This window comes from Streptomyces sp. NPDC030840 (assembly GCF_055572015.1).
In genome coordinates this window covers 115241-141453 of sequence record NZ_JBVIEE010000009.1, presented here as the reverse complement: position 1 = coordinate 141453, position 26213 = coordinate 115241, and the positions used below count along the sequence as shown (strand labels likewise).

At 68.8% G+C, this 26213-nt stretch carries 33 protein-coding genes; 2 read left to right on the top strand and 31 right to left on the bottom strand.

Going from position 1 to position 26213, the window contains the following annotated elements:
• Positions 1–165: 165 nt before the first annotated feature.
• From rpsK to rpsJ, 28 genes are all read right to left on the bottom strand, one after another.
• The gene (gene rpsK / locus ACZ49J_RS21170; RefSeq protein WP_003956432.1) at positions 166–570 is read right to left on the bottom strand and encodes a 30S ribosomal protein S11; all 405 of its coding nucleotides are present in this window, start codon (positions 568–570) and stop codon (positions 166–168) included.
• 68 nt (positions 571–638) lie between these two features.
• The gene (rpsM, locus tag ACZ49J_RS21165) at positions 639–1019 is read right to left on the bottom strand and encodes a 30S ribosomal protein S13 (protein ID WP_467449976.1); all 381 of its coding nucleotides are present in this window, start codon (positions 1017–1019) and stop codon (positions 639–641) included.
• A 197-nt stretch (positions 1020–1216) separates the two neighbouring features.
• Positions 1217–1330, bottom strand: a complete 114-nt coding sequence (rpmJ, locus tag ACZ49J_RS21160; RefSeq protein ID WP_003998809.1) for a 50S ribosomal protein L36 — start codon at positions 1328–1330, stop codon at positions 1217–1219.
• A 65-nt stretch (positions 1331–1395) separates the two neighbouring features.
• Positions 1396–1617, bottom strand: coding sequence for a translation initiation factor IF-1 (gene infA / locus ACZ49J_RS21155; RefSeq protein ID WP_003948620.1), 222 nt, complete (start codon positions 1615–1617; stop codon positions 1396–1398).
• Positions 1618–1965: 348 nt separating this feature from the next.
• Positions 1966–2802, bottom strand: coding sequence for a type I methionyl aminopeptidase (gene map, locus ACZ49J_RS21150; protein ID WP_467449974.1), 837 nt, complete (start codon positions 2800–2802; stop codon positions 1966–1968).
• A gap of 136 nt (positions 2803–2938) precedes the next feature.
• Positions 2939–3601, bottom strand: a complete 663-nt coding sequence (locus ACZ49J_RS21145; protein ID WP_467449973.1) for an adenylate kinase — start codon at positions 3599–3601, stop codon at positions 2939–2941.
• Positions 3601–4914 carry a preprotein translocase subunit SecY gene (gene secY / locus ACZ49J_RS21140; protein WP_467449971.1) on the bottom strand — a complete coding sequence of 438 codons (1314 nt, stop codon included), beginning with the start codon at positions 4912–4914 and terminating at the stop codon, positions 3601–3603. Before secY ends, ACZ49J_RS21145 begins: the two co-directional genes overlap by 1 nt.
• 235 nt (positions 4915–5149) lie before the next feature.
• Positions 5150–5605, bottom strand: a complete 456-nt coding sequence (gene rplO, locus ACZ49J_RS21135; protein ID WP_134040837.1) for a 50S ribosomal protein L15 — start codon at positions 5603–5605, stop codon at positions 5150–5152.
• Positions 5606–5607: 2 nt separating this feature from the next.
• Complete coding sequence (gene rpmD / locus ACZ49J_RS21130; protein WP_003974250.1) at positions 5608–5790, bottom strand: 50S ribosomal protein L30; 183 nt, start codon at positions 5788–5790, stop codon at positions 5608–5610.
• Between the two features lie 2 nt (positions 5791–5792).
• Positions 5793–6398, bottom strand: coding sequence for a 30S ribosomal protein S5 (rpsE, locus tag ACZ49J_RS21125; RefSeq protein ID WP_004984517.1), 606 nt, complete (start codon positions 6396–6398; stop codon positions 5793–5795).
• A gap of 41 nt (positions 6399–6439) precedes the next feature.
• Positions 6440–6820 (bottom strand): 50S ribosomal protein L18, encoded by a 381-nt coding sequence (gene rplR, locus ACZ49J_RS21120; protein WP_467449970.1) that lies wholly within the window; start codon positions 6818–6820, stop codon positions 6440–6442.
• A gap of 3 nt (positions 6821–6823) precedes the next feature.
• Complete coding sequence (rplF, locus tag ACZ49J_RS21115; RefSeq protein ID WP_388702755.1) at positions 6824–7363, bottom strand: 50S ribosomal protein L6; 540 nt, start codon at positions 7361–7363, stop codon at positions 6824–6826.
• Positions 7364–7387: 24 nt separating this feature from the next.
• Positions 7388–7786 (bottom strand): 30S ribosomal protein S8, encoded by a 399-nt coding sequence (rpsH, locus tag ACZ49J_RS21110; RefSeq protein WP_004984520.1) that lies wholly within the window; start codon positions 7784–7786, stop codon positions 7388–7390.
• Between the two features lie 211 nt (positions 7787–7997).
• A complete protein-coding gene (locus ACZ49J_RS21105; protein ID WP_049567381.1) occupies positions 7998–8183 on the bottom strand; it encodes a type Z 30S ribosomal protein S14 in 186 nt (61 codons plus the stop codon).
• A 5-nt stretch (positions 8184–8188) separates the two neighbouring features.
• Positions 8189–8746, bottom strand: a complete 558-nt coding sequence (gene rplE / locus ACZ49J_RS21100) for a 50S ribosomal protein L5 (protein WP_007494758.1) — start codon at positions 8744–8746, stop codon at positions 8189–8191.
• Entirely contained in the window at positions 8746–9069 is a 324-nt protein-coding gene (gene rplX, locus ACZ49J_RS21095; protein ID WP_010036713.1) for a 50S ribosomal protein L24, read from the bottom strand. The genes rplE and rplX overlap by 1 nt, the downstream gene beginning before the upstream one ends.
• 2 nt (positions 9070–9071) lie before the next feature.
• A complete protein-coding gene (gene rplN / locus ACZ49J_RS21090) occupies positions 9072–9440 on the bottom strand; it encodes a 50S ribosomal protein L14 (RefSeq protein ID WP_003998823.1) in 369 nt (122 codons plus the stop codon).
• Between the two features lie 514 nt (positions 9441–9954).
• On the bottom strand, positions 9955–10242 hold the full coding sequence (gene rpsQ, locus ACZ49J_RS21085; protein WP_328873255.1) for a 30S ribosomal protein S17: 288 nt from the start codon (positions 10240–10242) through the stop codon (positions 9955–9957).
• Entirely contained in the window at positions 10242–10466 is a 225-nt protein-coding gene (rpmC, locus tag ACZ49J_RS21080; RefSeq protein ID WP_003974259.1) for a 50S ribosomal protein L29, read from the bottom strand. The genes rpsQ and rpmC overlap by 1 nt, the downstream gene beginning before the upstream one ends.
• Positions 10466–10885: a 50S ribosomal protein L16 gene (gene rplP / locus ACZ49J_RS21075; protein WP_467449969.1), complete on the bottom strand. Its 420-nt coding sequence runs from the start codon at positions 10883–10885 to the stop codon at positions 10466–10468. Before rplP ends, rpmC begins: the two co-directional genes overlap by 1 nt.
• A 3-nt stretch (positions 10886–10888) precedes the next feature.
• Positions 10889–11719 (bottom strand): 30S ribosomal protein S3, encoded by an 831-nt coding sequence (gene rpsC / locus ACZ49J_RS21070; protein ID WP_381341242.1) that lies wholly within the window; start codon positions 11717–11719, stop codon positions 10889–10891.
• Positions 11719–12066, bottom strand: coding sequence for a 50S ribosomal protein L22 (gene rplV, locus ACZ49J_RS21065; RefSeq protein ID WP_053759515.1), 348 nt, complete (start codon positions 12064–12066; stop codon positions 11719–11721). The genes rpsC and rplV overlap by 1 nt, the downstream gene beginning before the upstream one ends.
• 43 nt (positions 12067–12109) lie before the next feature.
• Positions 12110–12391, bottom strand: coding sequence for a 30S ribosomal protein S19 (gene rpsS, locus ACZ49J_RS21060; protein WP_467449968.1), 282 nt, complete (start codon positions 12389–12391; stop codon positions 12110–12112).
• A gap of 12 nt (positions 12392–12403) precedes the next feature.
• The gene (gene rplB / locus ACZ49J_RS21055; RefSeq protein WP_467449967.1) at positions 12404–13240 is read right to left on the bottom strand and encodes a 50S ribosomal protein L2; all 837 of its coding nucleotides are present in this window, start codon (positions 13238–13240) and stop codon (positions 12404–12406) included.
• Between the two features lie 51 nt (positions 13241–13291).
• Positions 13292–13711, bottom strand: coding sequence for a 50S ribosomal protein L23 (gene rplW / locus ACZ49J_RS21050; protein ID WP_467449966.1), 420 nt, complete (start codon positions 13709–13711; stop codon positions 13292–13294).
• Positions 13711–14370, bottom strand: coding sequence for a 50S ribosomal protein L4 (gene rplD, locus ACZ49J_RS21045; protein ID WP_467449965.1), 660 nt, complete (start codon positions 14368–14370; stop codon positions 13711–13713). Before rplD ends, rplW begins: the two co-directional genes overlap by 1 nt.
• A gap of 8 nt (positions 14371–14378) precedes the next feature.
• A complete protein-coding gene (gene rplC / locus ACZ49J_RS21040) occupies positions 14379–15023 on the bottom strand; it encodes a 50S ribosomal protein L3 (protein ID WP_432135011.1) in 645 nt (214 codons plus the stop codon).
• Between the two features lie 16 nt (positions 15024–15039).
• A complete protein-coding gene (rpsJ, locus tag ACZ49J_RS21035; protein WP_003948644.1) occupies positions 15040–15348 on the bottom strand; it encodes a 30S ribosomal protein S10 in 309 nt (102 codons plus the stop codon).
• 547 nt (positions 15349–15895) lie between these two features.
• Between rpsJ and ACZ49J_RS21030 the strand changes: the two genes are divergently transcribed.
• On the top strand, positions 15896–17557 hold the full coding sequence (locus ACZ49J_RS21030) for an RNA ligase family protein (protein ID WP_467449963.1): 1662 nt from the start codon (positions 15896–15898) through the stop codon (positions 17555–17557).
• Between the two features lie 3 nt (positions 17558–17560).
• On the top strand, positions 17561–20392 hold the full coding sequence (locus ACZ49J_RS21025; RefSeq protein ID WP_467449962.1) for a poly(A) polymerase: 2832 nt from the start codon (positions 17561–17563) through the stop codon (positions 20390–20392).
• 93 nt (positions 20393–20485) lie between these two features.
• Here ACZ49J_RS21025 and ACZ49J_RS21020 read toward each other — a convergent pair whose 3' ends face one another.
• The 3 genes from ACZ49J_RS21020 to tuf form a co-directional block, all read right to left on the bottom strand.
• Positions 20486–21553, bottom strand: coding sequence for an endo-1,4-beta-xylanase (locus tag ACZ49J_RS21020; RefSeq protein WP_467449960.1), 1068 nt, complete (start codon positions 21551–21553; stop codon positions 20486–20488).
• A 17-nt stretch (positions 21554–21570) separates the two neighbouring features.
• Positions 21571–24684, bottom strand: coding sequence for a glycosyl hydrolase 115 family protein (locus ACZ49J_RS21015; protein WP_467449959.1), 3114 nt, complete (start codon positions 24682–24684; stop codon positions 21571–21573).
• Between the two features lie 209 nt (positions 24685–24893).
• A complete protein-coding gene (gene tuf, locus ACZ49J_RS21010) occupies positions 24894–26087 on the bottom strand; it encodes an elongation factor Tu (RefSeq protein WP_467449958.1) in 1194 nt (397 codons plus the stop codon).
• Positions 26088–26213 lie beyond the last annotated feature (126 nt).

The following is a 26213-nucleotide window of genomic DNA, read 5'->3' as shown; positions in this document are numbered from 1 at the left end:
TGCGACATGTGGGGGACGACCCCCACACCCCCAGCCGGAAACCGAGCCACCGCGCCCCGATGCGTCAGACGCGACGACGCTTCGGCGGACGGCACCCGTACTGCGACATGTGGGGGACGACCCCCACACCCCCAGCCGGAAACCGAGCCACCGCGCCCCGATGCGTCAGACGCGACGACGCTTCGGCGGACGGCACCCGTTGTGCGGGGTGGGCGTCACGTCCTGGATGGAGCCGACCTCGAGACCGGTCGCCTGCAGCGAACGGATGGCCGTCTCACGACCCGAGCCCGGGCCCTTGACGAAGACGTCGACCTTGCGCATGCCGTGCTCCTGCGCGCGACGGGCGGCCGACTCGGCGGCCATCTGCGCGGCGAAGGGGGTCGACTTGCGCGAGCCCTTGAAGCCGACGTGGCCGGCGGAGGCCCAGGAGATCACGTTGCCGGAGGGGTCCGTGATCGAAACGATGGTGTTGTTGAACGTGCTCTTGATGTGCGCGTGGCCGTGAGCGACGTTCTTCTTTTCCTTGCGGCGCACCTTCTTGGCAGCGCCCTGACGTCCCTTGGGGGGCATCTCTTAACTCCTACGGGAGGTGGTCGGTCCTACAGCGAAGACCGCTGGACGGCGAGTGTCGCTGCGGACTACTTCTTGCCCGGCTTCTTCTTACCGGCGATGGCGCGACGCGGGCCCTTGCGGGTGCGGGCGTTGGTGCTGGTGCGCTGACCACGGACGGGCAGACCACGGCGGTGGCGCAGACCCTGGTAGCAGCCGATCTCGACCTTGCGGCGGATGTCGGCCTGGATCTCGCGACGGAGGTCACCCTCGGTCTTGATGTTGTTGTCCACGTACTCGCGGATCTTGACGAGCTCTTCCTCGGTCAGATCGCGAACACGGGTGTTCGGGTTGACGCCGGTCTCGGCCAGCGTCTGCTGCGAGAGGGTCCGGCCGATGCCGAACACGTAGGTGAGGGCGACCTCCACGCGCTTGTCGCGCGGGATGTCAACACCGGAAACGCGTGCCACTTCTATGGCTCCAGTTGATCCTCGGAGGTCTTCAGCAGAACCGCCTCCCAGTCGCCGTACCAGGTACGAACTGGGTCCCCGGCCTCCGAACCGGGGGTGTCGGGCGCCTGGGCGCCCGGGTCCTGCGTATGAACATATTCAGCTCGCGTCGCGCGAATCCCTGCGATACCGATGCAGAGGGATCGATCGATCGTGCGTCAGCCCTGGCGCTGCTTGTGGCGCGGGTTCTCGCAGATGACCATGACCCGACCGTGACGGCGGATCACCCTGCACTTGTCGCAGATCTTCTTGACGCTCGGCTTGACCTTCATGGGATGTGAGGTTCTCCGGGTCAGTTGCCGGCGGCCCTGCGGGGAACGCGGGACCTGGGCAAGATCTACTTGTAGCGGTAGACGATCCGGCCACGCGTCAGGTCGTACGGAGAGAGCTCCACCACGACCCGGTCGTCAGGGAGGATGCGGATGTAGTGCATACGCATCTTGCCGCTGATGTGTGCCAGGACCTGGTGGCCGTTCTGGAGCTCGACCTTGAACATGGCGTTCGGCAGAGACTCGACGACAGTGCCCTCGATCTCGATGGCACCTTGCTTCTTGGCCACGCTTCGCCCTTCGGAATCGACTACCTTGATCGGCCTCACGCACCCTGTATGCGGACACACGGGTACACGAGAGCCGACGAGTCAGTCTACGTCAGCGTCCCGAGAAACACGAATCGAGAGAGACTGCCCACGCGAAGAGATCGTTAAGCGCCCCGAAGGGGCGCGGAGCTGTGTCGAACATGCGGCTCCGCCGCGTGGGCGCGATCAGCCCACACACCCGCGGCCGCCCACGAAGCCGAAGGGCCGTCCCCGGACGGCCCTCAACCCAACGGATCAGGCGCCGGAGCGCATCCCTGGCTTCGAGCGGCTGCGCCGGCCTCCGACCGGCGGCACCGGGCCCAAGCCCGCTCAACCCAACGGATCAGGCGCCGCGGCGACCCCGTACTCCGCCAACTTCGCCCGGCCCCCGTCAGGCGCCGTCAGGACCAGCGGCCCCGCCTCCGTCAACGCCACCGAGTGCTCCCAGTGCGAGGACCACGTACCGTCCGTCGTGATGACCGTCCAGTCGTCCTCGAGGACCTCCGTCTTGGGCGTCCCCAGCGACACCATGGGCTCGATGGCCAGGCAGAACCCCGGCACCAGCTTCGGCCCCTTCCCCCGCCGCCGGTCGACGTAGTTCAGCAGGTGGGGATCCATGTGCATCTCCGTGCCGATCCCGTGCCCGCCGTAGTCCTCGACGATCCCGTACTTGCCCCCGCCGGGCTTCGGCTGGCGCCGGATGTACGTCTCGATCGCCTTCGAGACGTCCACGAGCCGGTTCCCCTGCTTCATCGCCGCGATACCGGCCCACATCGACTCCTCCGTCACCCGGGAGAGCTCGACGAGCTCCGGAGCGTGACCGGAGCCCACGAAGGCGGTGTACGCCGCGTCCCCGTGCCAGCCGTCAACGATCGCGCCGGCGTCGATCGAGATGATGTCGCCGTCCTTCAGGACGACCTCGTCGCTCGGGATCCCGTGGACGACGACCTCGTTCACCGAGGTGCAGATGGTCGCCGGGAAGCCGCCGTACCCCAGGAAGTTCGACTTGGCCCCGTGCTCCGCGATCACCTTGCGGGCCACCTCGTCGAGGTCCTTGGTGGTGGCACCCGGCACGGCCGCCTCACGGGTGGCCGCGTGGATGGCGGCGACGACCAGCCCCGCCTCGCGCATCTTGGCGATCTGCTCGGGGGTCTTGATCTGCACCATGAGGACTACGGCCTTTCTGGACCGGAAAGAAACACGGACCCTTCAACGATACGGGTGACGACACGCGCGGCTTCCGCCCGCACGCGCACTTCGGCCGCGACCCCCACCAGGGGGCCGCGGCCGAGGCAAAGCGCGCCTACTTACCGTCGTCCTTGCGCTGCAGCGCTTCCATCGCCCGCTCGGTGACCTCTTCCACCTTCCCGAGCGCGGAGATCGTCACCACGAGGCCCTGGGCCTTGTAGTAGTCGATGATCGGCTCGGTCTGCGTGTGGTAGACCTCCAGCCGCTTGCGCACGGTCTCCTCGGAGTCGTCGTCGCGCTGGTACAGCTCCCCACCGCACACGTCGCAGACGCCCTCCTGCTTCGCCGGCTTGTACGACACGTGGAAGACGTGCGCCGAGTCGTTCCGGCAGATGCGGCGGCCGGCGATCCGCTTGACGACCTCGTCCTCGGGGACCTCCAGGTCCAGCACCGCGTCGAGCTTCATGCTCTCGGTCGTGAGCGTCTCGTCGAGCGCCTCGGCCTGCGACACGTTCCGCGGGAAGCCGTCGAGCAGGAAGCCGCCCACGGCGTCCGGCTGCTCCATGCGGTCCTTGGCCATCGCGATGGTGACCTCGTCCGGCACCAGCTCGCCCTTGTCCATGTAGGACTTCGCGAGTTTGCCGAGCTCCGTCTGCCGGCTGATGTTCGCACGGAAGAGGTCGCCCGTGGAGATGTGCGGGATCGACAGGTTCTGGGCAAGGTACGCGGCCTGCGTTCCCTTGCCGGCACCGGGCGGCCCGACGAGGACGATTCGCATCAGCGGAGGAACCCTTCGTAATTGCGCTGCTGAAGCTGGCTCTCGATCTGCTTCACCGTCTCCAGACCCACACCCACGATGATGAGGATGCTGGTTCCGCCGAACGGGAAGTTCTGGTTTGCCCCGAAACCAGCCAACGCCATCGTCGGGACGAGAGCGATCAGCCCCAGATACAGCGAGCCCGGCCAGGTGATCCGGTTGAGCACGTACGAAAGGTACTCAGCGGTCGGCCGACCAGCCCGGATGCCCGGGATGAAGCCACCATACTTCTTCATGTTGTCCGCGACTTCCTCGGGGTTGAACGAGATGGCCACGTAGAAGAAGGCGAAGAAGACAATCAGGAAGAAGTAGAGAGTGATGTGCGCGGGCGCCGCCGTGTCCGCCAGATTCTGCTGGATCCAGGTCGCCCAACCCGCCTGGGAGTTGGAGAACTGGACGATCAGCGCGGGAATGTAGAGCAGCGACGAGGCGAAGATGACGGGGATCACACCCGCCTGGTTCACCTTGAGCGGGATGTAGGTCGAGGTGCCGCCGTAGGAGCGGCGGCCGATCATGCGCTTCGCGTACTGCACGGGGATACGGCGCTGGGCCTGCTCGACGAAGACCACGAGCGCGACCATGACCAGGCCGACCGCGATGACGGTGCCGAACTCGATCCAGCCGCCCGCCAGGTCGCCCTGCTTCTTGATGGCCCACAGCGCGGACGGGAAGGTGGCGGCGATCGAGATGAACATCAGGATCGACATGCCGTTGCCGATGCCGCGGTCGGTGATGAGCTCGCCGAGCCACATGACGACGGCCGTACCGGCGGTCATCGTGATCACCATGGTGATCGTGGTGAAGATCGAGCGGTCCGGGACGATGGAGCTCGCCAGGGTGCAGTTGGAGAACAGCGAGCCGCTGCGTGCGGTGGCCACCAGACCCGTGCCCTGGAGGATCGCCAGCGCCACCGTCAGGTAACGGGTGTACTGCGTGATCTTCGCCGTACCGGCCTGGCCCTCCTTCTTCAGGGCTTCCAGGCGCGGAATCACCACGGTCAGCAACTGAAGGATGATGCTCGCCGTGATGTACGGCATGATGCCGAGCGCGAAGACCGTGATCTGGAGCAGCGCGCCGCCACTGAACATGTTGACCAGACCGAACAGGCCCTGGTTGGCGTTCGCCTGGTCGATGCAGAACTGGACGGCGGTGTAGTCGACGCCCGGGATCGGGATGTGCGTACCGATCCGGTAGACCACGATGATGCCGAGCGTGAAGAGCAGCTTCTTGCGCAGGTCGGGCGTCTTGAACGCCCGGGCGAACGCGGTGAGCACGGTGCCTCCTGCGACCCCCGCGCTACTGCGTCAAGGGTGACGGTCTTGAGGTTCGACGAATACGTAACGGTCAACTGCCGCTCAGAGTGCCTCATGTGAAGCATCCTGTGAAAGTTGGCAGTGCTGGCCACCTTACCGGCGAGACTGCCCCCTCGGAACGACCAACCGGGGATACCCCTTTTGTGGGGCATCCCCGGTGGGATCGTTCAGGTCATCAAGACGCCTGCCGTGATGGTCAGACGAGCTCGGTGACGGTACCGCCGGCGGCGGTGATCTTCTCCTTGGCGGAGCCGGAGACGGCGTCGACCGTCACCTGCAGCGCCACGGAGACCTCGCCCTGGCCGAGGACCTTGACAAGGCTGTTCTTGCGGACGGCACCCTTGGCGACCAGGTCGGCAACGGTGACCTCCCCACCCTCGGGGTAGAGGGCGGCGAGCTTGTCCAGGTTCACGACCTGGTACTCCGTCTTGAACGGGTTCTTGAAGCCCTTCAGCTTCGGGAGGCGCATGTGGAGCGGCATCTGGCCACCCTCGAAGCGCTCCGGAACCTGGTAGCGGGCCTTGGTGCCCTTGGTACCACGACCGGCCGTCTTACCCTTCGACGCCTCACCACGACCGACGCGGGTCTTGGCGGTCTTGGCGCCCGGGGCGGGACGGAGGTTGTGGATCTTGAGCGGGTTCTGCTCCGCCATGATCAGTCGACCTCCTCGACCGTCACGAGGTGGCGGACGGTGTGCACCATGCCGCGGAACTCGGGGCGGTCCTCCTTGACGACCTGCGTGTTGATGCCCTTGAGACCAAGGGAGCGCAGGGTGTCACGGTGGTTCTGCTTGCTGCCGATGTAGGACTTGACCTGCGTGATCTTGAGCTGCGCCATGATCACACACCCGCCCCGGCACGCGCACGGAGGAGAGCCGCGGGGGCGACGTCCTCGAGCGGCAGACCACGGCGGGCCGCGATCTCCTCGGGACGCTGCAGACCCTTGAGGGCCTCCACGGTCGCGTGCACGATGTTGATCGCGTTGTCGGAGCCGAGCGACTTCGACAGCACGTCGTGGATACCGGCGCACTCGAGCACGGCACGCACCGGACCACCGGCGATCACACCGGTACCGGGGGACGCGGGCTTGAGCAGCACGACGCCGGCAGCCTTCTCACCCTGGATGGGGTGCGGGATGGTGCCCTGGATCCGGGGGACCTTGAAGAAGTGCTTCTTGGCCTCCTCAACGCCCTTGGCGATGGCGGCCGGCACCTCCTTGGCCTTGCCGTATCCGACACCCACGGTGCCGTCACCGTCGCCCACCACGACCAGCGCGGTGAAGCTGAAGCGACGACCACCCTTCACAACCTTGGCGACGCGGTTGATCGCGACAACGCGCTCAACGTACGCGGTCTTCTCGGCGGCAGCTGCGCCGCCGTCACGGCCCTTCCGGTCCCGCCGCTCGCCGCCACCGGCACCGCCACCGCGGCGCTGGGGTCCAGCCATTGGATTTACCTCTCTCTGTTTCCGCTAGCTTCGGAAGCGGCTCAGAACTTGAGCCCGGCTTCGCGGGCGGCGTCGGCGAGAGCCGCGATGCGACCCGCGTACCGGTTGCCACCGCGGTCGAACACGACGGCCTCGACGCCCGCGGCCTTGGCGCGCTCGGCGACCAGGGCGCCGACCTTGCCGGCCTGCGCGGACTTCTCGCCCTCACCACGGATCGAGGCGTCCAGGGACGACGCCGACGCCAGGGTGTGACCCTTGATGTCGTCGATGACCTGGGCGACGATGTGGCGGTTCGAACGCGTCACGACCAGGCGGGGACGCTCGGCCGTACCGTTGACCTTCTTACGGATCCGGATGTGGCGGCGCTTGATCGCGGCGCGCTTGTAGGCGTCACCCTTGGCGATCTTCGTACCGTATGCCATGGCTTACTTACCCGCCTTTCCGACCTTGCGGCGGATGACTTCGCCCTCGTACTTGACGCCCTTGGCCTTGTACGGGTCGGGCTTGCGGAGCTTGCGGATGTTGGCCGCGACCTCGCCGACCTTCTGCTTGTCGATGCCCTCGACCGAGAAACGGGTCGGGGCCTCCACCTTGAAGGTGATGCCCTCGGGGGCCTCCACGAGGATCGGGTGGCTGTAACCGAGCGCGAACTCGAGGTTCGATCCCTTGGCGGTCACGCGGTAACCGACACCACTGATCTCGAGCTTCTTCACGTAACCCTGGGTCACGCCGGTGATCATGTTCGCCACCAGCGTGCGGGACAGGCCGTGCAGGGCCTTGTTCTGACGCTCGTCGTTCGGGCGGGTCACCTGCAGGGTGCCGTCCTCGCCCTTGGCGACCTCGATGGGCGCCGCGACGGTGTGGGTCAGCGAGCCCTTGGGGCCCTTGACCGAGACCGTCCGGCCGTCGATGGTGACGTCCACGCCGGCGGGAACCGCGATGGGGAGCTTGCCGATGCGCGACATAGCTGTTTCCTCCGTTCCCTTCCGCTACCAGACGTAGGCGAGGACTTCCCCACCCACGCCCTTCTTGCCGGCCTGCTTGTCGGTGAGGAGCCCGTGCGACGTGGAGATGATCGCCACGCCGAGGCCGCCGAGCACCTTCGGCAGGTTGGTGGACTTCGCGTACACCCGGAGACCGGGCTTGGAGATCCGCTTGATGCCCGCGATGGAGCGCTCACGGTTGGGGCCGAACTTCAGCTCCAGGACGAGGTTCTTGCCGACCTCGGCGTCCTCGACCTTCCAGCCCGTGATGAAGCCCTCCTGCTGGAGGATCTCCGCGATGTGCGACTTGATCTTCGAGTGCGGCATCGCCACGGAGTCGTGGTACGCCGAGTTCGCGTTCCGCAGACGCGTGAGCATGTCTGCGATCGGATCAGTCATGGTCATGAATTGGCCTTCGGCCTCTCTCGCCGGGGTTTCCTGGTGCGCCATCCCTCTCCCCGATCCGAGACGGGGCGGGTGCGGCGCGGTGGACCTACGGCGTAGTAAGTCGTGTGGGCGTCAGGCGCCCAACCCTCCTAGCCTAAGCCATGGAGAGGTGGGCACCTGACCGAACCCTTTACTTACCGAGAGCTTCCAGAATCCCTGAAGTGGGGGATTACCAGGAGCTCTTGGTCACGCCCGGCAGCTCGCCACGGTGAGCCATCTCACGGAGGCACACGCGGCACAGGCCGAACTTGCGGTAGACGGAGTGCGGACGGCCACACCGCTGGCAGCGGGTGTAGCCGCGCACGGCGAACTTCGGCTTGCGGGCAGCCTTCGCGATCAGAGCCTTCTTCGCCATCTCGCTCACGCCTCCTTGAAGGGGAAGCCGAGGTGACGAAGGAGCGCGCGGCCCTCAGCGTCGTTGGTCGCCGTGGTCACCACGGTGATGTCCATACCCCGGACGCGGTCGATCTTGTCCTGGTCGATCTCGTGGAACATGACCTGCTCCGTGAGACCGAAGGTGTAGTTGCCACGGCCGTCGAACTGCTTGGGGGACAGGCCGCGGAAGTCGCGGATGCGCGGCAGCGCGAGCGACAGGGTGCGGTCCAGGAACTCCCACATGCGGTCGCCACGGAGCGTGACGTGGGCACCGATCGGCTGGCCCTCACGCAGCTTGAACTGCGCGATGGACTTGCGGGCCTTGGTGACGGCCGGCTTCTGACCGGTGATCGTGGTGAGGTCGCGGATGGCGCCCTCGATCAGCTTGGAGTCGCGGGCGGCGTCGCCCACACCCATGTTGACCACGATCTTGACGAGGCCGGGGATCTGCATGACGTTCTCGTACTTGAACTCGTCACGCAGCTTGCCCGCGATCTCCTCGCGGTACTTCGTCTTCAGACGCGGAGTGGTGGTGGTAGCCATCAGATGTCCTCACCCGTCCGCTTGGCAACGCGGATCTTGTTGCCTTCGTCGTCGAAGCGGTAACCGACACGCGTGACGACCTTCTTGCCGTCCTTCTCCACGACCAGCTGGACGTTGGAGACGTGGATCGGCGCCTCGGTCGTGACGATGCCGCCTGCCTGCGAACCGCGAGCGGTCGGACCGGCCTTGGTGTGCTTCTTGACCCGGTTGACACCCTCGACCAGGACACGGTCCTCGCGGGGGAAGGCCGCGATGACCTTGCCCTGCTTGCCCTTGTCCTTGCCGGTGATGACCTGGACCAGGTCGCCCTTCTTGATCTTCATGCTTACAGCACCTCCGGCGCGAGCGAGATGATCTTCATGAACTTCTTCTCGCGCAGCTCACGGCCGACCGGGCCGAAGATACGGGTGCCGCGAGGGTCGCCGTCGTTCTTCAGAATGACGGCGGCGTTCTCGTCGAAGCGGATGTACGAGCCGTCCGGACGGCGGCGCTCCTTGACGGTGCGAACGATGACCGCCTTGACGACGTCACCCTTCTTCACGTTGCCACCGGGGATCGCGTCCTTGACGGTGGCGACGATGACGTCACCGATGCCCGCGTAGCGGCGACCGGAGCCACCGAGCACACGGATGCAAAGGATCTCCTTCGCACCAGTGTTGTCGGCGACACGCAGTCGCGACTCCTGCTGGATCACGTCTATCTCCTGTTTGTCTGCCGGTTCCCTCCGGGGTTGAGCCGGAGAGCCTGGCGGAACCGTCCTGCGAGTTGCTCCCGCAGGAATTACTTGCGCCTCTGGAGGCGGAAACCCTTGCCGCCGGGGGCGTGCGCCGTCCGGGCCGATGGCCTCGACGACGCCCCTACGGGGTGGGCCGGCGCCGGACCGGCCGAGCCGCCCGGCGGGCTCGCGCTGACGCGCGGGCCGCCCGCGGCCGCGGGCCGTCCGGCCGGTGTCCGCGAGTTTCCTCGCGGCCCGACCGACGGCCTGGCACAGGCCTTCCGGTGCCTCGCCCGCCGACCGGGGCCGGGGGCGATGTCCCAGTGGGTCCGGGCGCAGGCCTTTCGGTCGGGACCGCGATGCACTCGCGGACCGGCCGTCGGGCCCGGCGCCGGGTCCCTCTGCCCGGGGCTGCCTTCCCGAAGGAGGAGGCCCCAGCGGGTGCCGGGGACAAGCCCCGGCGGGGGCAGCGGGGGCGGGGCCCCCGCTTGTATTACTTCGCCTTCTCGAGGATCTCGACGACGCGCCAGCGCTTCGTCGCGGAGAGCGGCCGGGTCTCCATGAGGAGGACGCGGTCGCCGACACCCGCGGCGTTCTGCTCGTCGTGGGCCTTGAGCTTGTTCGTACGGCGGATGACCTTGCCGTACAGGGCGTGCTTCACGCGGTCCTCGACGGCGACGACGACGGTCTTGTCCATCTTGTCGCTGACGACCAGACCCTCACGGGTCTTGCGGAAGCCGCGCGCTTCAGCGGTGTTCTCAGTCACGTTGCTCTCGCTCATCAGGCGCTCTCCACCGTTTCGATGCCCAGCTCACGCTCGCGCATCAGGGTGTAGATCCGCGCGATGTCCTTGCGGACCGCCTTCAGACGGCCATGGTTCTCGAGCTGACCGGTCGCCGCCTGGAAGCGGAGGTTGAACAGCTCTTCCTTGGCCTCGCGAAGCTTCGCGAGAAGCTCCTCGTTGCCCAGCTCGCGCAGCTCGGACGCCTTGGTACCGGCCGACATCACGCTTCACCTGCCTCGCGCTTAACGATCTTGCACTTCATCGGCAGCTTGTGAGCCGCACGGGTCAGGGCCTCGCGCGCGATCTTCTCGTTGGGGTACGACAGCTCGAACATCACACGTCCGGGCTTGACGTTGGCGATCCACCACTCGGGAGAACCCTTACCGGAACCCATGCGGGTCTCAGCGGGCTTCTTGGTGAGCGGACGGTCCGGGTAGATGTTGATCCAGACCTTGCCGCCACGCTTGATGTGGCGGGTCATCGCGATACGAGCCGCCTCGATCTGGCGGTTCGTCACGTAGGCCGGGGTCAGCGCCTGGATGCCGTACTCGCCGAACGCAACCTGCGTGCCACCCTTGGCAGCGCCACCGCGCTTCGGGTGGTGCTGCTTGCGGTGCTTGACCCTACGTGGGATCAGCATGGGTCAGCTCTCCTTTCCAGCAGCGCTGGGCTCGGCGGCCGGTGCCGCGGGCGCCTCGGCCGTCTGGGCCTCGGCCGCCGCGGCGGACTGCTGCGGCTTGCGACCGCGCCGCTCGCCACCGCGGCCACCACGGGCCGGGCGGTCGGCACCACCGCGGGCCGGGCGGTTACCCGCACGGGCAGCGGCGTTCTCGGCGCGGACCTCGGCGATGTTCTTCACGTCGCCCTTGTAGATCCAGACCTTCACACCGATGCGGCCGAAGGTCGTCTTGGCCTCGAAGAAGCCGTAGTCCACGTTCGCGCGGAGCGTGTGCAGGGGCACACGGCCCTCGCGGTAGAACTCCGAGCGGGACATCTCGGCGCCGCCGAGGCGGCCACCGCACTGGATCTTGATGCCCTTGGCGCCCGCCTTCATCGCCGACTGCATGCTCTTGCGCATGGCGCGGCGGAAGGAGACGCGGGAGGAGAGCTGCTCGGCGACGGCCTGGGCCACGAGCTGAGCGTCGGTCTCGGGGTTCTTGACCTCGAGGATGTTCAGCTGGACCTGCTTGCCCGTGAGCTTCTCGAGGTCACCGCGGATGCGGTCGGCCTCGGCGCCACGGCGGCCGATGACGATGCCCGGACGAGCGGTGTGGATGTCCACACGCACGCGGTCACGGGTGCGCTCGATCTCCACCTTCGAGATGCCGGCGCGCTCCATGCCGGACGTCATCATCCGACGGATGGCGACGTCTTCCTTGACGTAGTCCTTGTACAGCTTGTCGGCGTACCAGCGGGACTTGAAGTCCGTGGTGACACCGAGCCGGAACCCATGCGGGTTAACCTTCTGGCCCATTACCGGGTTCCTTCCTTGCTGCTGACGACCACGGTGATGTGGCTGGTCCGCTTGCGGATCCGGTAGGCACGGCCCTGGGCGCGCGGACGGAACCGCTTCAGGGTCGGGCCCTCGTCGACGTACGCCTCGCTGATGAACAGCGAGGAGGCGTCCGGGTGGTCGTAGTTGTGCGCGGCGTTGGCGATGGCGCTGTCGAGCACCTTGCCGACCGGCACGGAGGCTGCCTGCGGAGCGAATCGCAGAACAGCCTGGGCCTCCGTGGCGTCCATGCCACGGATGAGGTCCACCACACGGCGGGCCTTCATGGGCGTGACGCGGATGTACCGCGCCTGGGCCCTGGCTTCCATGGTTGTCCCTTCAGAGTTACTTATGTCTGAATGCGATCCGCTACTAGCGGCGCTTCGACTTCCGGTCTTCCTTGACGTGACCCCGGAAGGTGCGCGTCGGCGAGAACTCGCCGAGCTTGTGGCCGACCATCGACTCGGTGACGAACACCGGGATGTGGGTCTTGCCGTTGTGCACCGCGAGCGTGTGGCCGAGCATGGCCGGCACGATCATGGAGCGACGGGACCAGGTCTTGATGACGTTCTTGGTGCCGGCCTCGTTCTGAGCATCCACCTTCTTGATGAGGTGCTCGTCGACGAAGGGCCCCTTCTTGAGACTGCGCGGCATCTAAACCCGCTCCTAGCGCTTCTTGTTCGTCTTGCGGCGGCGGACGATGTACTTGTTCGACGCCTTCTTGGGCGAACGAGTACGACCTTCCTTCTGACCCCAGGGGCTGACCGGGTGGCGACCACCGGAGGTCTTGCCCTCACCACCACCGTGGGGGTGGTCAACCGGGTTCATCGCCACACCGCGAACGGTCGGGCGGACGCCCAGCCAGCGCTTGCGGCCGGCCTTGCCCCAGTTGATGTTGCTCTGCTCGGCGTTGCCGACCTCGCCGACGGTGGCGCGGCAGCGCACGTCGACCAGGCGGATCTCACCGGACGGCATGCGGAGGTGGGCCATCGAGCCCTCCTTCGCGAGCAGCTGCACGGAGGCACCGGCGGAGCGGGCGAACTTGGCGCCGCCGCCCGGACGGAGCTCGATCGCGTGCAGCGTCGTACCGACCGGGATGTTGCGCAGGGCGAGGTTGTTGCCCGGCTTGATGTCGGCCCCGGGACCGTTCTCGATGCGGTCGCCCTGCTGCAGGCCGCGCGGCGCGAGGATGTAGCGCTTCTCGCCGTCGGCGTAGTGCAGCAGCGCGATGCGCGCGGTGCGGTTGGGGTCGTACTCGATGTGCGCGACCTTCGCCGGCACGCCGTCCTTGTCGTGACGACGGAAGTCGATCACGCGGTAGGCGCGCTTGTGGCCACCGCCCTGGTGGCGGACGGTCACACGACCGGAGTTGTTACGGCCACCCTTGCTGTGCAGGGGGCGGACCAGCGACTTCTCCGGCGTGGACCGCGTGACCTCGACGAAGTCGGCGACGCTGGAGCCACGACGGCCCGGAGTCGTCGGCTTGTACTTGCGGATACCCATTGTCTCTCAGTCCTCGGAAGTTCTTCCGAAATCTGGACGCTCTGACCTCCGTCAGGAGGTCGGACCGCCGAAGATGTCGATACGGTCGCCCTCGGCAAGGGTCACGATCGCGCGCTTCGTGGCGGCGCGCTGGCCGTAACCCGTGCGGGTCCGCTTGCGCTTGCCGATGCGGTTGATCGTGTTGACCCCGGTGACCTTGACCTGGAAGACCGACTGGACGGCCTCCTTGATCTGGGTCTTGTTGGCACGCGGGTCGACGACGAACGTGTACTTGTTCTCGTCGAGGAGCGCGTAGCTCTTCTCCGACACGACCGGCTTCAGCAGGACGTCACGGGGGTCCGTGTACGCCTTGCTCGCCGGGGTGACGACGGTGTTCTTGCCCTCGGTGGCGTGGCGACGCGCCTTGGCGACGCGCGCGGCCTTGGCGGCCTTGGCGGCCTTCGAGGCGATGGAGGGGTGACGGATGGCCATCAGACCTCAGTCCCTTCGGTGTCGTTGGCCTTCTTCGGGCCGGCGACGAAGGACTCGAGAGCGGCCTGGGTGAAGACCACGTCGTCCGAGACGATCACGTCGTACGTGTTCAGCTGGCCCGGCTCCAGGATGTGGACCTGGGGCAGGTTGCGGGCGGACAGCCACGCGGCCTCGTCGGCGCGCTCGACGACCAGGAGCAGGTTCTTGCGCTCGCTGATCTTGCCGAACAGGCTCTTGGCGGCCTTCGTGGAGGGGGTGTCGCCCTCGATCACGCCGGTGACGACGTGGATGCGGTTGGCGCGGGCCCGGTCGGTGAGGGCGTGACGCAGGGCGGCAGCCTTCATCTTCTTCGGGGTGCGCTGCGAGTAGTCGCGCGGCACGGGACCGTGCACGACGCCACCACCGGCGAACTGCGGCGCGCGGGTCGAGCCCTGGCGGGCGCGGCCGGTGCCCTTCTGGCGGTAAGGCTTCTTGCCACCACCGCGGACCTCGCCACGGGTCTTCGTCTTGTGCGTGCCCTGACGGGCAGCGGCGTTCTGCGCGACGACGACCTGGTGGATCAGCGGGATGCTGACCTTCTCCACACCGAAGATCTCCGCGGGGAGCTCGACGGTACCGGCCTTCTCGCCGGCAGGCGAAAGGATGTCAACAGTGCTCATCGGTTACCTCAGGCCCCCTTGGCCGCGGTGCGGACCAGGACGAGGCCGCCGTTCGGACCGGGAACCGCGCCCTTGATGAGCAGCAGACCCTTCTCCGCGTCAACGGCGTGGACGGTCAGGTTCTGGGTGGTGACCCGCTCGTTGCCCATGCGACCCGCCATGCGGAGGCCCTTGAACACGCGGCCCGGGGTGGCGCAGCCACCGATCGAACCGGGGGAGCGGTGCTTGCGCTGGGTGCCGTGTCCGGCGCCGAGGCCACCGAAGTTGTGGCGCTTCATGACACCGGCGAAGCCCTTGCCCTTGCTCTTGCCGGTCACGTCGACCTTGACGCCGGCCTCGAACACCTCAGCGGTGATCTCCTGGCCCAGCGTGTACTCGGAGGCGTCCGCGGTGCGGATCTCGACGAGGTGGCGACGGGGGGTGACGTCGGCCTTGGCGAAGTGGCCCTTGAGGGGCTTGTTCACCTTGCGCGGGTCGATCTCGCCGAAGGCGATCTGGACCGACTCGTAGCCGTCGGTGTCGTTCGTACGGACCTGGGTGACGACGTTCGGGCCGGCCTTGACGACGGTGACCGGAACAACGCGGTTGTTCTCGTCCCACACCTGCGTCATGCCGAGCTTCTCGCCCAGGATGCCCTTGATCTGCTTGGTCATTCTCAGATCACCGGCCTCAGAGCTTGATCTCGATGTCGACACCGGCCGGGAGGTCGAGTCGCATCAGAGAGTCAACGGTCTTGGGGGTCGGGTCGAGGATGTCGATCAGGCGCTTGTGCGTGCGCATCTCGAAGTGCTCGCGCGAGTCCTTGTACTTGTGCGGCGACTTGATGACGCAGTACACGTTCTTCTCAGTGGGCAGCGGCACCGGGCCCGCGACCGACGCACCAGTGCGGGTCACCGTCTCGACGATCTTCTTCGCCGAGGAGTCGATGACCTCGTGGTCGTAGGCCTTGAGCCGGATGCGGATCTTCTGTCCCGCCATGGCTACTTCGTAGTCCTGTCTCTCTACAGCTCTGGAACCCGGTGTTCCATTGACTTCCTCCGACCCACGCGGTCGGGCGTGTCGCGCATCCGCTGACACAGATGTCCCTTGTCCGAACATCCCTGCCGGGGAACGCGGAGCCCTACCAGATCCGCGGGCCGGGAGCGAAATCGCCCACCGGGTGCCTGGCCGGTGCCGCGCCCACGCTTCCCGGAAGATTCCCGTACGTCCGCCCCAGCGCTGCCGTGTGGCAGTTGGGACGACGAGTACTGTGGGACTCGCTTCCGGTCCTCCCGGCGGGAGGCGCGCAGCATCAACACTCGACCGAGCAACCCCGCTAGTCTGCCATACGGGGCACGGCACTGGCCAATCGAGCCGAAGAGGGTACCCGGAGGGTGACGTAGATCAAACCTGGCTCGTCCGAGCCCCCCGGAGCCCGCTCAGCGCGCTCCTTCCCCCGGCGGCCCGCCGCTAATCCGCTGGCTCGCCCCTCCCCCGCGCTCCTACGCTGATCGTGTACGTCGGTTGCCACGGGGGGACGCTCATCATGCGTACGCAGTACCCACGCACCCGGCATCTGCCCTGGTCGCCCGGCGCGACGGCGGACGATCTCCGGGTCACGGACCTGTCGGGCCTGCGGGGACGCGAGGTCGTCGTGACCGAGAAGCTCGACGGCGAGAACACCACCCTGTACGCCGACGGCCTGCACGCCCGCTCGCTGGACTCGGCCCACCATCCCTCCCGCGCCTGGGTCAAGGGGCTCCAGGGCCGCATCGGTCACGCCATCCCCGAGGGCTGGCGTGTGTGCGGCGAGAACATGTACGCACGACACTCGATCGCGTACGAGAACCTGGAGAGCTGGTTCTACGGCTTCTCGGTGTGGGACGCCGACGGCCGCTGCCTGGACTGGGACCGGACGGTCACGTATCTGCGCGGGCTCGGCGTTCCCGTGCCGCCGGTGCTGTGGCGCGGAGTGTTCGACGAGAGGGCGCTGCGTGCTCTGCGGCTGGACCTCGGGCGGCAGGAGGGATACGTCGTCCGGGTCGCCGACGCCTTCGACGCGCGGGAGTTCGGGCAGCGGGTCGCCAAGTGGGTGCGGGCCGGGCACGTGCGGACGGACACGCACTGGATGCACGCGGCCGTCGTGGAGAACGGGCTCGGGCCCGGGGCCGCTCTGTGGGCGGTGCGTTCGGGAGCGGCGGTCGACGCGGACGCTCTGCTGCGCGCGGTGGGCCTGTCGGGCGAGGGGGACCCGGAGGCCGTGGCCCGGTTCGATCCGGCGGGGCGGTCCGGGGACGACCGGCTCGCCGGTGTCCTGGCCGCGCTGCTGCACGGGGGCCGGCGGGCACGGATCGCGCCCAGGATCGCCGGGGCCGCGGGCATGCCGCTCGCACGCCGGGTCGCCGATCTCGTAGGACTGCACCCGGCGCTGCGGCGCCCGTATCCGGACGGGGAGCGGCGGGCGGGCCTGGTGCGGCTGTCGTACGCCGCCGATCTCGGGCTCCTGCACGCGGTGGCCCGGGCCACGGCGGACACGGACGAGGCACGCGAACAGGTGGAGTGGTCGGCGCTGCACGCCGAGGACGTCGGCGGCCTGGACGAGGACGGGCTGCGGGAGGCCTTCGCGGATCTGCCGGGGGACGCGGCCGTCCGCTGCCGGGCCGAGGCACGCGAGGCGTACGCGCGGGGACGGATCGGCGGTCTCGACGAGGCGGTGGCCGCGACCTGGCGCTGGCGCTCCGGCGCCTTTCCGAGCCTGATCCAGATGGTCGGCCCGGCGGGCAGCGGCAAGAGCACCTTCGCCCGGAGCCTCCCGGGCGTGGACACGTACATCAGCCTCGACGACCTGCGCGAGGCCCGCGGTTCACGTGCCGACCAGCGGGCCAACAAGGACGTCCTGCGCGAGGGGCTCGGCCGGCTGGACAGGGCCCTGGCCGCCGGAGGGACCGTGGTGTGGGACGCCACGTCCCTCAACAAGCAGCAGCGCTCGGTCGTCCACACGCTCGCCCACCGCCACGACGCCCTGCTCACCCACGCGGTGGTCCTCGTCGACGAGGAGGAGCTGGTACGGCGCAACGCCCGCCGTGAGCACCGGGTACCGCCCGAGGTGCTCACCGCCCAGGTGTGCCGCTTCGGCCCGCCGTATCCGGGCGACGCCCACCGCACCTGGTACATCGGGGCGAGCGGGACGGTCGAGGAGGAGGTCTGACCGGTGCGTACGAGCGAGGAGATCTTCCACCGGGTGCGCTGGGACGCGCGTTTCGACCCGGCCCGCTTCGTGCTGGGCGTGCTGCAGCGCGGCGCGGAACCCCAGCGCGTCCCGCTGCCCGACTTCGTGCCGGGCGGCGAGATCCCGTGGCACCGGGTGCTGTTCTTCGAGGCCGACGGCGAGGTGGTGTGGGACCGGGCCACGGGTGTGGACCGGATGGACGCGACGGAGGCCGGGCGGGTGCGGGAGGCGCGACGGCTCCGCGCGCCGTTCTTCACGGCCCGTACGCCCCATGCGTGGGACGGGGAGGACTGGCGCCCCGTGCGCTCGCCACACCACGCCACCGGTCCCGGCTCCGGCTCCGGCTCCGGCTCCGGCTCCGGCGATGTGCGGGTGCTGACCTGGAACACCCTCTGGGACCGGTACGACGCGGACCTGATCCACAGCGCCCGGCGCCGACCGCCGCTCCTGCGGGCCTTGCGTGAGGCCGACGTGGACGTGATCGCGCTGCAGGAGGTCGAGGCGGACCTGCTGGCCATGCTGCTGCGGGAGCCGTGGGTGCGGGCGGGCTGGACGCTCGGCACCGATCCACGGGGCCGGGACGTGGACGACTGCGGTCTGCTGCTCCTGAGCCGGTTGCCCGTCCGGGAGGCCGCGCACCACGCGCTCGGCCCGCACAAGGCGGTGACCGCCCTGGTCGTGGAGACGGGCACTGGGCCTCTCGTCGTCGCCGCGACGCATCTCAGCAGCGACCACTCGGAGAACGGCGCCGACCGGCGCGAGGGCGAACTGACCCGTATCGCCGAGGGCTTGGCGGGCCTGGAGGACGGCCTCGTCCTGATGGGCGACTTCAACGACGGCGGCGACACACCACAGGTGACCCTCGGCATGCGGGACGCGTGGAGCGAGACGCACGGAGCCGACGACGCGACGCCGACGTTCGACCCGGGCGCCAACCCGCTGGCCGCGGTCTCCTCCCTGACCGGCCGGGCCTCGCGGCTGGACCGGGTGCTGCTGCGCGCGGAGGACCTGCGGGTACGGCGGGCCGAGCTGTACGGCGACAAGCCCTCGGCCGAGGGCCTCCACATCTCCGATCACTACGGGGTGCGGGTGGAGCTGGCGCCGGACTCGGCCGAGCCGGTGACGTACGACGTCCTGGACGCGCGGCCGACTCCCCGTACGGCCCTCGCGTGGATCCCGCCCCGGGAGCTGTGGCCGCCGCTCCAGGACGTCCGCCGGGACCACGACCCGCAGATCCACCGCTGGTCCCCGCACGTCAACCTGCTCTTCGGCTTCGTACCGGAGCACATGTTCGAGCAGGCGGCACCGGCACTCGCCGTGGCGGCCGCCGCCACGGCTCCCTTCGACGCCCGCCTGGAGGGCGTGCACTGGTTCGGCCACCGGGACGCCGCCACCGTCTGGCTCGATCCCGCCGCCGAAGGCGAGGAGCCATGGGCCGCCCTGCACCGGACGCTGGTGCGGCGCTTCCCCCGCTGCCGTGGCCGCCACGCGGGCTTCACCCCCCATCTGAGCCTGGGCCGCACGACCGATCCGAACGCCCTGGCCGCCGAGTGCGCGCCCCGTCTCCCCCCGATGCCGGTCCGCGTGGGGGAGCTCGCGCTGCTGTCCCGCCGCGGGGACGAGCCGATGCGCGTACGGGCGACGGTGACGCTGGGGACGGGAGAGGTCCGCTGGGCCGAGGAGTCCGCTCGGTACGCGGACGAGGCCGTCCCCACCGAGAGCGCCTCGGCCGAGAGCGCCACCGCCGACCGGATCGTCACCCGCGTCGCGGAGGCGCTGTCCGACGGTGTCGTCCACCTCGTCGGCTCCCGGCGCATGGGCTGCGCCCTGCCCGGGGCGGATGTGGACCTGGTGGCGGCACTGCCGGGCACGGTCGGGCTCACCGCCGTGCGGGAGCGACTGGCGTCCGCGCTGCCCGAGGCGACCGGTCCGCGCGAGGTGGTCGGGGCGCGCGTCCCCGGGCTGCGGTTCCGGGTCGGCGGGCTGAGCGTGGACCTCGCCGTCGTCGCCACCGGCTCGATGGACCCGGCTGAGGCGGTGGCCCGCCGGTCCGAGCTGGACGAGGCGTCGGCGGTGGCCCTCAGCGCGGTGAGCGACGCCGACGCGCTCCTGGCGTCGGCCGGCCCCCACGGGCCGGCATTCGCCCTGCTGGCCAAGCGGGTCAAGGCGTGGGCGAGGGCGCGCGGTCTGGACTCGGCCCCGTTCGGCGGGCTGCCGGGCCTGGCCTGGTCCGTCCTGGCGGCCCGTACCGCGGGCGAGGCCGGCGACCTGCCCCCGGACGATCTCCTACGGCACTTCTTCGCGACGTGGGCCGCCTGGGACTGGCGCGAACCGGTGGGCGTACGGGGCTCTCAGGCTCTCCCCCTGACGATCACGACACCCTCCGCCCCGGTACGCCCCTGCACGGACCAGGTGACGGAGGGCATGCGCGACCTCGTCACCCAGGAGCTCTTCCGGGCCTGGGAGCTGCTGGACTCCGCCGCGAGCCCGTTCCCGTGGCCCGAGCTGCTGTCCCCTCCCCCGCTGCACCGCCGCCACGCGGCCTGGGCGGTCGTGACGGTGGGCCCCGGCGCGGACGAGGGCCGGGTGCGCGGCAGGATGCGGGCCCTGCTGACCGACCTGTCGGACACGGCTCCGGCCACCCACGCCTGGCCCCGCCCCTTCACCACGGACCCGCTCCGCTACGCCATCGGCCTGGGCCTCACCCCACCGGCTCCCGACACCCTCACGGCCGTCGCGGAACGCCGGCTGCGCGGCCTGCCGGGAGTCACGCTGAGGAGAGCCGAGGGCGGCGAGATCCCGACGTTGTACTGACCCGGGCCTCGTCCTGACCCGGGCCCTCGTACTACCCCGGCCTCCTACCGACCGGCCTCGTACCGACCCGCCTCGTACCGACCGCCCTGCCGATCAGCGGTCCGCCGCCAGCAGCCCATCCCGCAGCGCCCCGTACGCCGGCTTCCGCCCGAACTCCTCGTCCATCGGCGTCGCCGCGCCCTGGCCCTCGAAGACCCCGGGCACCCACGAGTACTTGTCCGTGTAGCCCCACACCGTGAACGAGCTGCAGCCATGGGCGCCGAGGCACGCGTCCAGCAGCCTCCGGAAGTAGCTCGCCTGGGTCGCGAGCTTCGTCTCGTCCGCCGGCATGATCATGCGGACGTCGACCTCCGTGAACGCCGTCTGCATGCCCAGGGCCTCGAAGCGGGCCAGGTTCTCGGCGACCTGCCCCGGGAAGCCGTACTGGATCGCGAGGTGCCCCTGGATGCCGAAGCCCTGCACCGGGACGCCCTGGGCGCGGAGTTCCTTCGCCAGTTCGTAGTACGCCGTGGACTTCGCGTTGACGCCCTCGACGTTGTAGTCGTTCAGGAAGAGCTTCGCCTTGGGGTCGGCCGCGTGGGCCCAGCGGAAGGCGTCGGCGATGTACGAGGGGCCGAGCTTCTGGAGCCAGATGGAGTCGCGCAGACTGCCGTCCTCCTCGAAGACCTCGTTCACGACGTCCCACTGCTGGATCTTCCCCTTGTAACGCTTGACCTCCGTGGTGATGTGCTTGCGCAGAATCGTGCGGAGTTCGGACGTGCCGATCGAGCCGTCCGCCACCCCCGCCGTCAGCCACCCCGGCAACTGGCTGTGCCACACGAGCGTGTGGCCGCGCACCACCTGGCCATGCGCGCGGGCGAAGCGGACCAGGTCGTCGGCGGCCTTCCAGTCGTAGACACCTCGCTGCGGCTCCACCGACTCCCACTTCATGACGTTCTCGGCGGTCACCGAGTCGAACTCGCGGGCGGTGGTTCTGCGGTACGTCCTGTCCTCGGCCAGTGCCGTCATGTCCACGGCCGTACCGATGCGTACGTCGGCCCGGTCGGCGAGGACGCGCAGCGGGGCCGGGGAGTGGGCGGCGGCGGGCTGCGTCACGGTGCCCGTGACCAGGAGTGCCGTACCCAGCAGGGCGACGGTGGTGGGCAGGCGGAAGCGGTTCATGTGCGGGTCCTCTCTCGTCAGCGAACGCGGTAGCTCTCCAGTGGGCCCAGGTACGTCGGCGTCAGCCCGCCCGTGTCGATCACCAGCCGTTGCAGGACGACCGTCGGATCGACCATCCAGAACTTCAGCCGGTGCACACCGGCCCGCCCGATCGTGTGCCTGGTCGCGGTCACGTTGACGTTGTCCGAGGTGTTGCGGGCCCACTGCTTGTTCATCAGGCCGTCGTCGGCGCCCGTGACCGCGTGGATGTCGACGACCTGCGGCTCACCGTCGTCGAACGACACCCCGTACCGCAGCCCGCCCGTCACGAGCGTCGGGTTCCGTGGCGAGAGGTACGACCAGACCGTCACGTCGCCCGCCGACAGCAGCGTCACCTCGTACTCCAGGCGTGGCCCGGAGCCGCCGGGCGTCTGCCGGGGAGCCGTGACCGGCCACGCGGTCATCCCCGCTCCCGTACGGCCGATGCGGTCGATCCGCCTCCAGCGCACACCCTGGGAGTCGACGACCCTCGTGGCGTTCTCGGCGTCCATCGCCACGTACCCGCCGGCTTCCACGAAGCCCCGCAGCCCCCGCCGTGCCGGTTTCTCGGCGACCGCCCTGACGGTCACCGAGGCTCCCGCGCCGCTCACCACCAAGGCCCCCTCCGCACCGCCCGCCGGCACCCGCGCCCAGTCCACCGTCAGCGTCACCCGCACCTGCTGTCCGACCCGGCCGCGCGGACGGTCGGCCCGCAGCCACGGCACCGACGACTCGATCCGGTACTCGAAGGGTGTGCGGCCCCGGTTGAACACCTCGACGTACTGGTCGGGGCGGGTCTGGTACGGGCTGAACACCGGGAGCACGGCCACGCCCTGCGCGCCCCCGGGCCACCACTCCCCCGCGTCCTCCGCACCGTCCACCGACACCCCGAGGCCGGCCGCTTCGGGCACCTCGACGCGTTTGACCTTGGGGAAGATCTCGTCCGGCAGGGCCACGTGGTCCTTCTCGGGCTGCTGCCAGCCCGCGTTCGGCCCGTACCGTTCCACGTCCCCGTAGCCGATGTGCGGCTGGGTCTGGAAGCCGTCCCATTTGCCGCCCGCCACCTCGGTGTTGAAGCGCCGGGCCAGGGCGAAGTCGCGCTCCAGGCCGGCCTCCGCCTGCGTCGCCCGGTCGTTCGTGGCGGCGCGCCCCTGAGCCGCGTACAGCAGGTTCTCGAACTCGGCCTCCCGCAGCGCGTACACGTTCGCGGTCGCCTGCACCTGGTAGCCGACCAGCTCGAACCACGCGTCCCGTGCCCTCGCCGGAAGCCGTCGCTCGATCCGCTCCGCCGCCTTCGCCAGCTTCCGCCACTCCCCCGTGACCCGCTCCAGCTCGCGGTGGCCGAAGAAGAAGGGCGTCTCCTGGTCGTCGTACACGACCGCCGACTCCTCCTTCGCCGGGTCCTTGGCCGGGTCGAGCGTGATCCGGCGGTTCAGCAGCTCCGGCTTGCGGCGCGCCTGGAGCTGCCCGTACTCGGCGAGCACGGCGGCGATGGCCTCCGCCTGGGCCGCGCCGAAGTTCTGCCGCGCGTACCGCCGCTCCCACTGCTCCAGCTCGGACAGGCCCAGGCGGTCCGGGTTCCAGGCGTAGTTCAGGAAGAACTCGGTCGGCAGCTCGTTTCCCTTGAGGTCGCCGACGTTCGTCACCCACAGGCCGTGGTTGCCGTACGCGTGGGCCTGGTGGAGCTGGTCCCAGAGGTTGGCGAGGTTCGCCGTGTCGACCCACTTGTAGTTGCGGCCGACGCCCACGTAGTCGAAGTGGTAGTACAGGCCGTAGCCACCGCTCCGGGGCTCCTTCGGGTCCGGGTGCTTGCGGATGTTGCCCCAGTTGTCGTCCGTGAGGACCACGGTCACGTCGTCGGGCGCGCGCAGTCCGCGGTCCCAGTAGCGCTGGACCTCCTTGTAGAGCGTCCAGACCTGCGGGGTCTCCTCCACCGGCCGCCCCGTCACCTCGGCGATGATGTCCCGCTGGGTGGCGATGATCTCCCGCATCAGTTCGATGCCGTCGCCGTCGGGGAGGCTCGTGTCGCCGTTGCCCCGCATCCCGAGCGTGACCACGCCCTCGAAGTCCTGGTCGACCATGCGCCGGATACCGTCGCGCCAGTAGGCCTTGACGGCCTCGGCGTTGCGCCGGTACGACCACTCGCCCGTGCCGCCGTAGGGGTCCCGTCCAGGTGTGACGATCTTCCCGGAACTGTCCCGCACCGCGGGCACGGCGTGCCGGTTCCACTCCTCGATGCCCCTCATCATGGGCGCCTCGTGAGACGTGCCCATGACAATCCCGTACTGCTTGGCCCGCGCGTGGTTCTCCGGATCGTCCTCGGCGAAGGCCCTCCCCCACACGGCGGGCCAGACGTAGTTCCCCTTCAGCCGCAGCACCACCTCGAAGACCTTGGCCCAGAAGTCCGCGGTGAAGCCCCCGGGGTGACCCGGCGCCTTCCCGGGGCCGAAGTACTTCGGTGCCCACGTCCCCAGCGCCGGGTTCTCGTCGTTGATGAAGACACCCCGGTACTTCACGGCAGGCGTGCCCTGGCTGAACCGGCCCGGCCGCACGTAAACCTCGTCCCGGTGGACCGGCGGCACGTCGTCCCACCAGTACCAGGGCGAGACCCCGATGCCGTACGAGACGTCGTACGCGCCGAAGATCGTGCCGCGCGGATCGCTGCCCGCGATCACAAGGGCCCGCTCGACCCCGGGCATCGGGTCCTCCACGACGGTCTGCAGCGAGGTCTCCCACCGGCCGCGCACGCCGCTCACATCGAGCTTGCCCGACGCCACCAGCCCGTCGATCAGGGGGCTGCGGCCGATCGTTCCCACCAGCACGGCCTCCCGCGCGACCGTGCCGCCGGGCCGCACACCCGTCACCCGCTCGATGTCGTCGCGCAGGTCCCCCGCGACCCGTACGACCCCGGGGTGGTCCTCGGGGCTGACGACGACCGGGGCACCCACGAGCGAGAAGACCCCACCGGTGAAGGAGATGTACGCGCCGGGGTCGGTGGGCCGTAAGCCCACATCCGCCTCCGCCACCGAAGTCGACGCGGGCAGCGCCAGGAAACCGATCCCCGCCCCGGCCCCCGCACCCAGCACGGCTCTACGGCTGACGCCTCCGGACATGCCTCACCCCTCCGTCGGTATGTGATCGGCGGTACTGATCAGCTGTGTTTGCTCAGCTGTATTTGCTCAGCGGCATGACAAATGGTGAGGGGAGTGCACGGTGGGGACAACGGGTCGTCCGTGTCGAATAGTTTCGTTACAGCGAAAAGGCCCGTACGACCGAAGTCGTACGGGCCTTTTCAGGTCAACTGACCGTCAGGCGAGCGAACTCACTTGTTGATCTTGGTGACCTGGCCGGCGCCCACGGTCCGACCACCCTCACGGATGGCGAACTTGAGGCCCTCCTCCATGGCGACGGGCTGGATGAGCTCCACCTTCATCTCGGTGTTGTCACCCGGCATGACCATCTCGGTGCCCTCGGGGAGGGTCACGACGCCGGTCACGTCCGTCGTACGGAAGTAGAACTGCGGGCGGTAGTTGTTGAAGAACGGCGTGTGGCGGCCACCCTCGTCCTTGGAGAGGATGTAGGCCTGCGCCTCGAACTCGGTGTGCGGGGTGACCGAGCCCGGCTTGATGATGACCTGGCCGCGCTCGACGTCCTCGCGCTTGATGCCGCGGAGCAGCAGACCGACGTTCTCACCGGCCTGGCCCTCGTCGAGCAGCTTGCGGAACATCTCGATGCCGGTGACCGTGGTGGAGGTCTTCTCCGGCTTGATGCCGATGATGTCCACGGTCTCGTTGACCTTCAGGACACCACGCTCGATACGGCCGGTGACGACCGTACCGCGACCGGTGATCGTGAAGACGTCCTCGATCGGCATCAGGAACGGCTTGTCGACGTCACGCTCGGGCTCCGGGATGGACTCGTCCACGGCCTTCATGAGCTCGAGGACGGAGTTGCCCCACTCCTTGTCGCCCTCGAGCGCCTTGAGCGCCGAGACCTTGACGACCGGAACGTCGTCGCCCGGGAACTCGTACTCGGAGAGCAGCTCGCGGACCTCGAGCTCGACGAGCTCCAGGATCTCCTCGTCGTCCACCATGTCGGCCTTGTTCAGGGCGACGACGATGTACGGAACGCCGACCTGGCGGGCCAGGAGCACGTGCTCCTTGGTCTGCGGCATCGGGCCGTCGGTGGCGGCGACCACGAGGATGGCGCCGTCCATCTGGGCAGCACCGGTGATCATGTTCTTGATGTAGTCCGCGTGACCGGGGCAGTCGACGTGGGCGTAGTGACGGGTCTCCGTCTGGTACTCGACGTGCGCGATGGAGATGGTGATACCGCGCTGGCGCTCCTCAGGAGCCTTGTCGATCTGGTCGAACGCCGAGGCCTCGTTCAGGTCCGGGAACGCGTCGTGCAGCACCTTGGTAATGGCGGCCGTGAGGGTCGTCTTACCGTGGTCGATGTGACCGATGGTGCCGATGTTGACGTGCGGCTTAGTCCGCTCGAACTTCGCCTTCGCCACTGGGGTCCTCCTGTGGAGTGGTTCTGAACGCCTTGCTTCATCGGCGCCAGGTGATCTTTGCTGGAAAGCCCGGGCCCCGGGGCATCCCCCCACGAATGCGGGTGAATGCCCCTCAAGGCTCCGGAG

Coding starts and splice junctions, on each gene's coding strand:
- rpsK (WP_003956432.1), bottom strand. CDS start 570: ATGCCCCCCAAGGGACGTCAGGGCGCTGCCAAGAAGGTGCGCCGCAAG.
- rpmJ (WP_003998809.1), bottom strand. CDS start 1,330: ATGAAGGTCAAGCCGAGCGTCAAGAAGATCTGCGACAAGTGCAGGGTG.
- map (WP_467449974.1), bottom strand. CDS start 2,802: ATGGTGCAGATCAAGACCCCCGAGCAGATCGCCAAGATGCGCGAGGCG.
- ACZ49J_RS21145 (WP_467449973.1), bottom strand. CDS start 3,601: ATGCGAATCGTCCTCGTCGGGCCGCCCGGTGCCGGCAAGGGAACGCAG.
- rplO (WP_134040837.1), bottom strand. CDS start 5,605: ATGGCGGAGCAGAACCCGCTCAAGATCCACAACCTCCGTCCCGCCCCG.
- rpmD (WP_003974250.1), bottom strand. CDS start 5,790: ATGGCGCAGCTCAAGATCACGCAGGTCAAGTCCTACATCGGCAGCAAG.
- rpsE (WP_004984517.1), bottom strand. CDS start 6,398: ATGGCTGGACCCCAGCGCCGCGGTGGCGGTGCCGGTGGCGGCGAGCGG.
- rplR (WP_467449970.1), bottom strand. CDS start 6,820: ATGGCATACGGTACGAAGATCGCCAAGGGTGACGCCTACAAGCGCGCC.
- rplF (WP_388702755.1), bottom strand. CDS start 7,363: ATGTCGCGCATCGGCAAGCTCCCCATCGCGGTTCCCGCCGGCGTGGAC.
- rpsH (WP_004984520.1), bottom strand. CDS start 7,786: ATGACCATGACTGATCCGATCGCAGACATGCTCACGCGTCTGCGGAAC.
- ACZ49J_RS21105 (WP_049567381.1), bottom strand. CDS start 8,183: ATGGCGAAGAAGGCTCTGATCGCGAAGGCTGCCCGCAAGCCGAAGTTC.
- rplE (WP_007494758.1), bottom strand. CDS start 8,746: ATGGCTACCACCACCACTCCGCGTCTGAAGACGAAGTACCGCGAGGAG.
- rplX (WP_010036713.1), bottom strand. CDS start 9,069: ATGAAGATCAAGAAGGGCGACCTGGTCCAGGTCATCACCGGCAAGGAC.
- rpsQ (WP_328873255.1), bottom strand. CDS start 10,242: ATGAGCGAGAGCAACGTGACTGAGAACACCGCTGAAGCGCGCGGCTTC.
- rpmC (WP_003974259.1), bottom strand. CDS start 10,466: ATGTCGGCCGGTACCAAGGCGTCCGAGCTGCGCGAGCTGGGCAACGAG.
- rplP (WP_467449969.1), bottom strand. CDS start 10,885: ATGCTGATCCCACGTAGGGTCAAGCACCGCAAGCAGCACCACCCGAAG.
- rpsC (WP_381341242.1), bottom strand. CDS start 11,719: ATGGGCCAGAAGGTTAACCCGCATGGGTTCCGGCTCGGTGTCACCACG.
- rplV (WP_053759515.1), bottom strand. CDS start 12,066: ATGGAAGCCAGGGCCCAGGCGCGGTACATCCGCGTCACGCCCATGAAG.
- rpsS (WP_467449968.1), bottom strand. CDS start 12,391: ATGCCGCGCAGTCTCAAGAAGGGGCCCTTCGTCGACGAGCACCTCATC.
- rplB (WP_467449967.1), bottom strand. CDS start 13,240: ATGGGTATCCGCAAGTACAAGCCGACGACTCCGGGCCGTCGTGGCTCC.
- rplW (WP_467449966.1), bottom strand. CDS start 13,711: ATGGCCATCCGTCACCCCTCCATCGCCTCGAAGGCCGCCAAGGCCGCC.
- rplD (WP_467449965.1), bottom strand. CDS start 14,370: ATGAGCACTGTTGACATCCTTTCGCCTGCCGGCGAGAAGGCCGGTACC.
- rplC (WP_432135011.1), bottom strand. CDS start 15,023: ATGACCAAGCAGATCAAGGGCATCCTGGGCGAGAAGCTCGGCATGACG.
- rpsJ (WP_003948644.1), bottom strand. CDS start 15,348: ATGGCGGGACAGAAGATCCGCATCCGGCTCAAGGCCTACGACCACGAG.
- ACZ49J_RS21030 (WP_467449963.1), top strand. CDS start 15,896: ATGCGTACGCAGTACCCACGCACCCGGCATCTGCCCTGGTCGCCCGGC.
- ACZ49J_RS21020 (WP_467449960.1), bottom strand. CDS start 21,553: ATGAACCGCTTCCGCCTGCCCACCACCGTCGCCCTGCTGGGTACGGCA.
- ACZ49J_RS21015 (WP_467449959.1), bottom strand. CDS start 24,684: ATGTCCGGAGGCGTCAGCCGTAGAGCCGTGCTGGGTGCGGGGGCCGGG.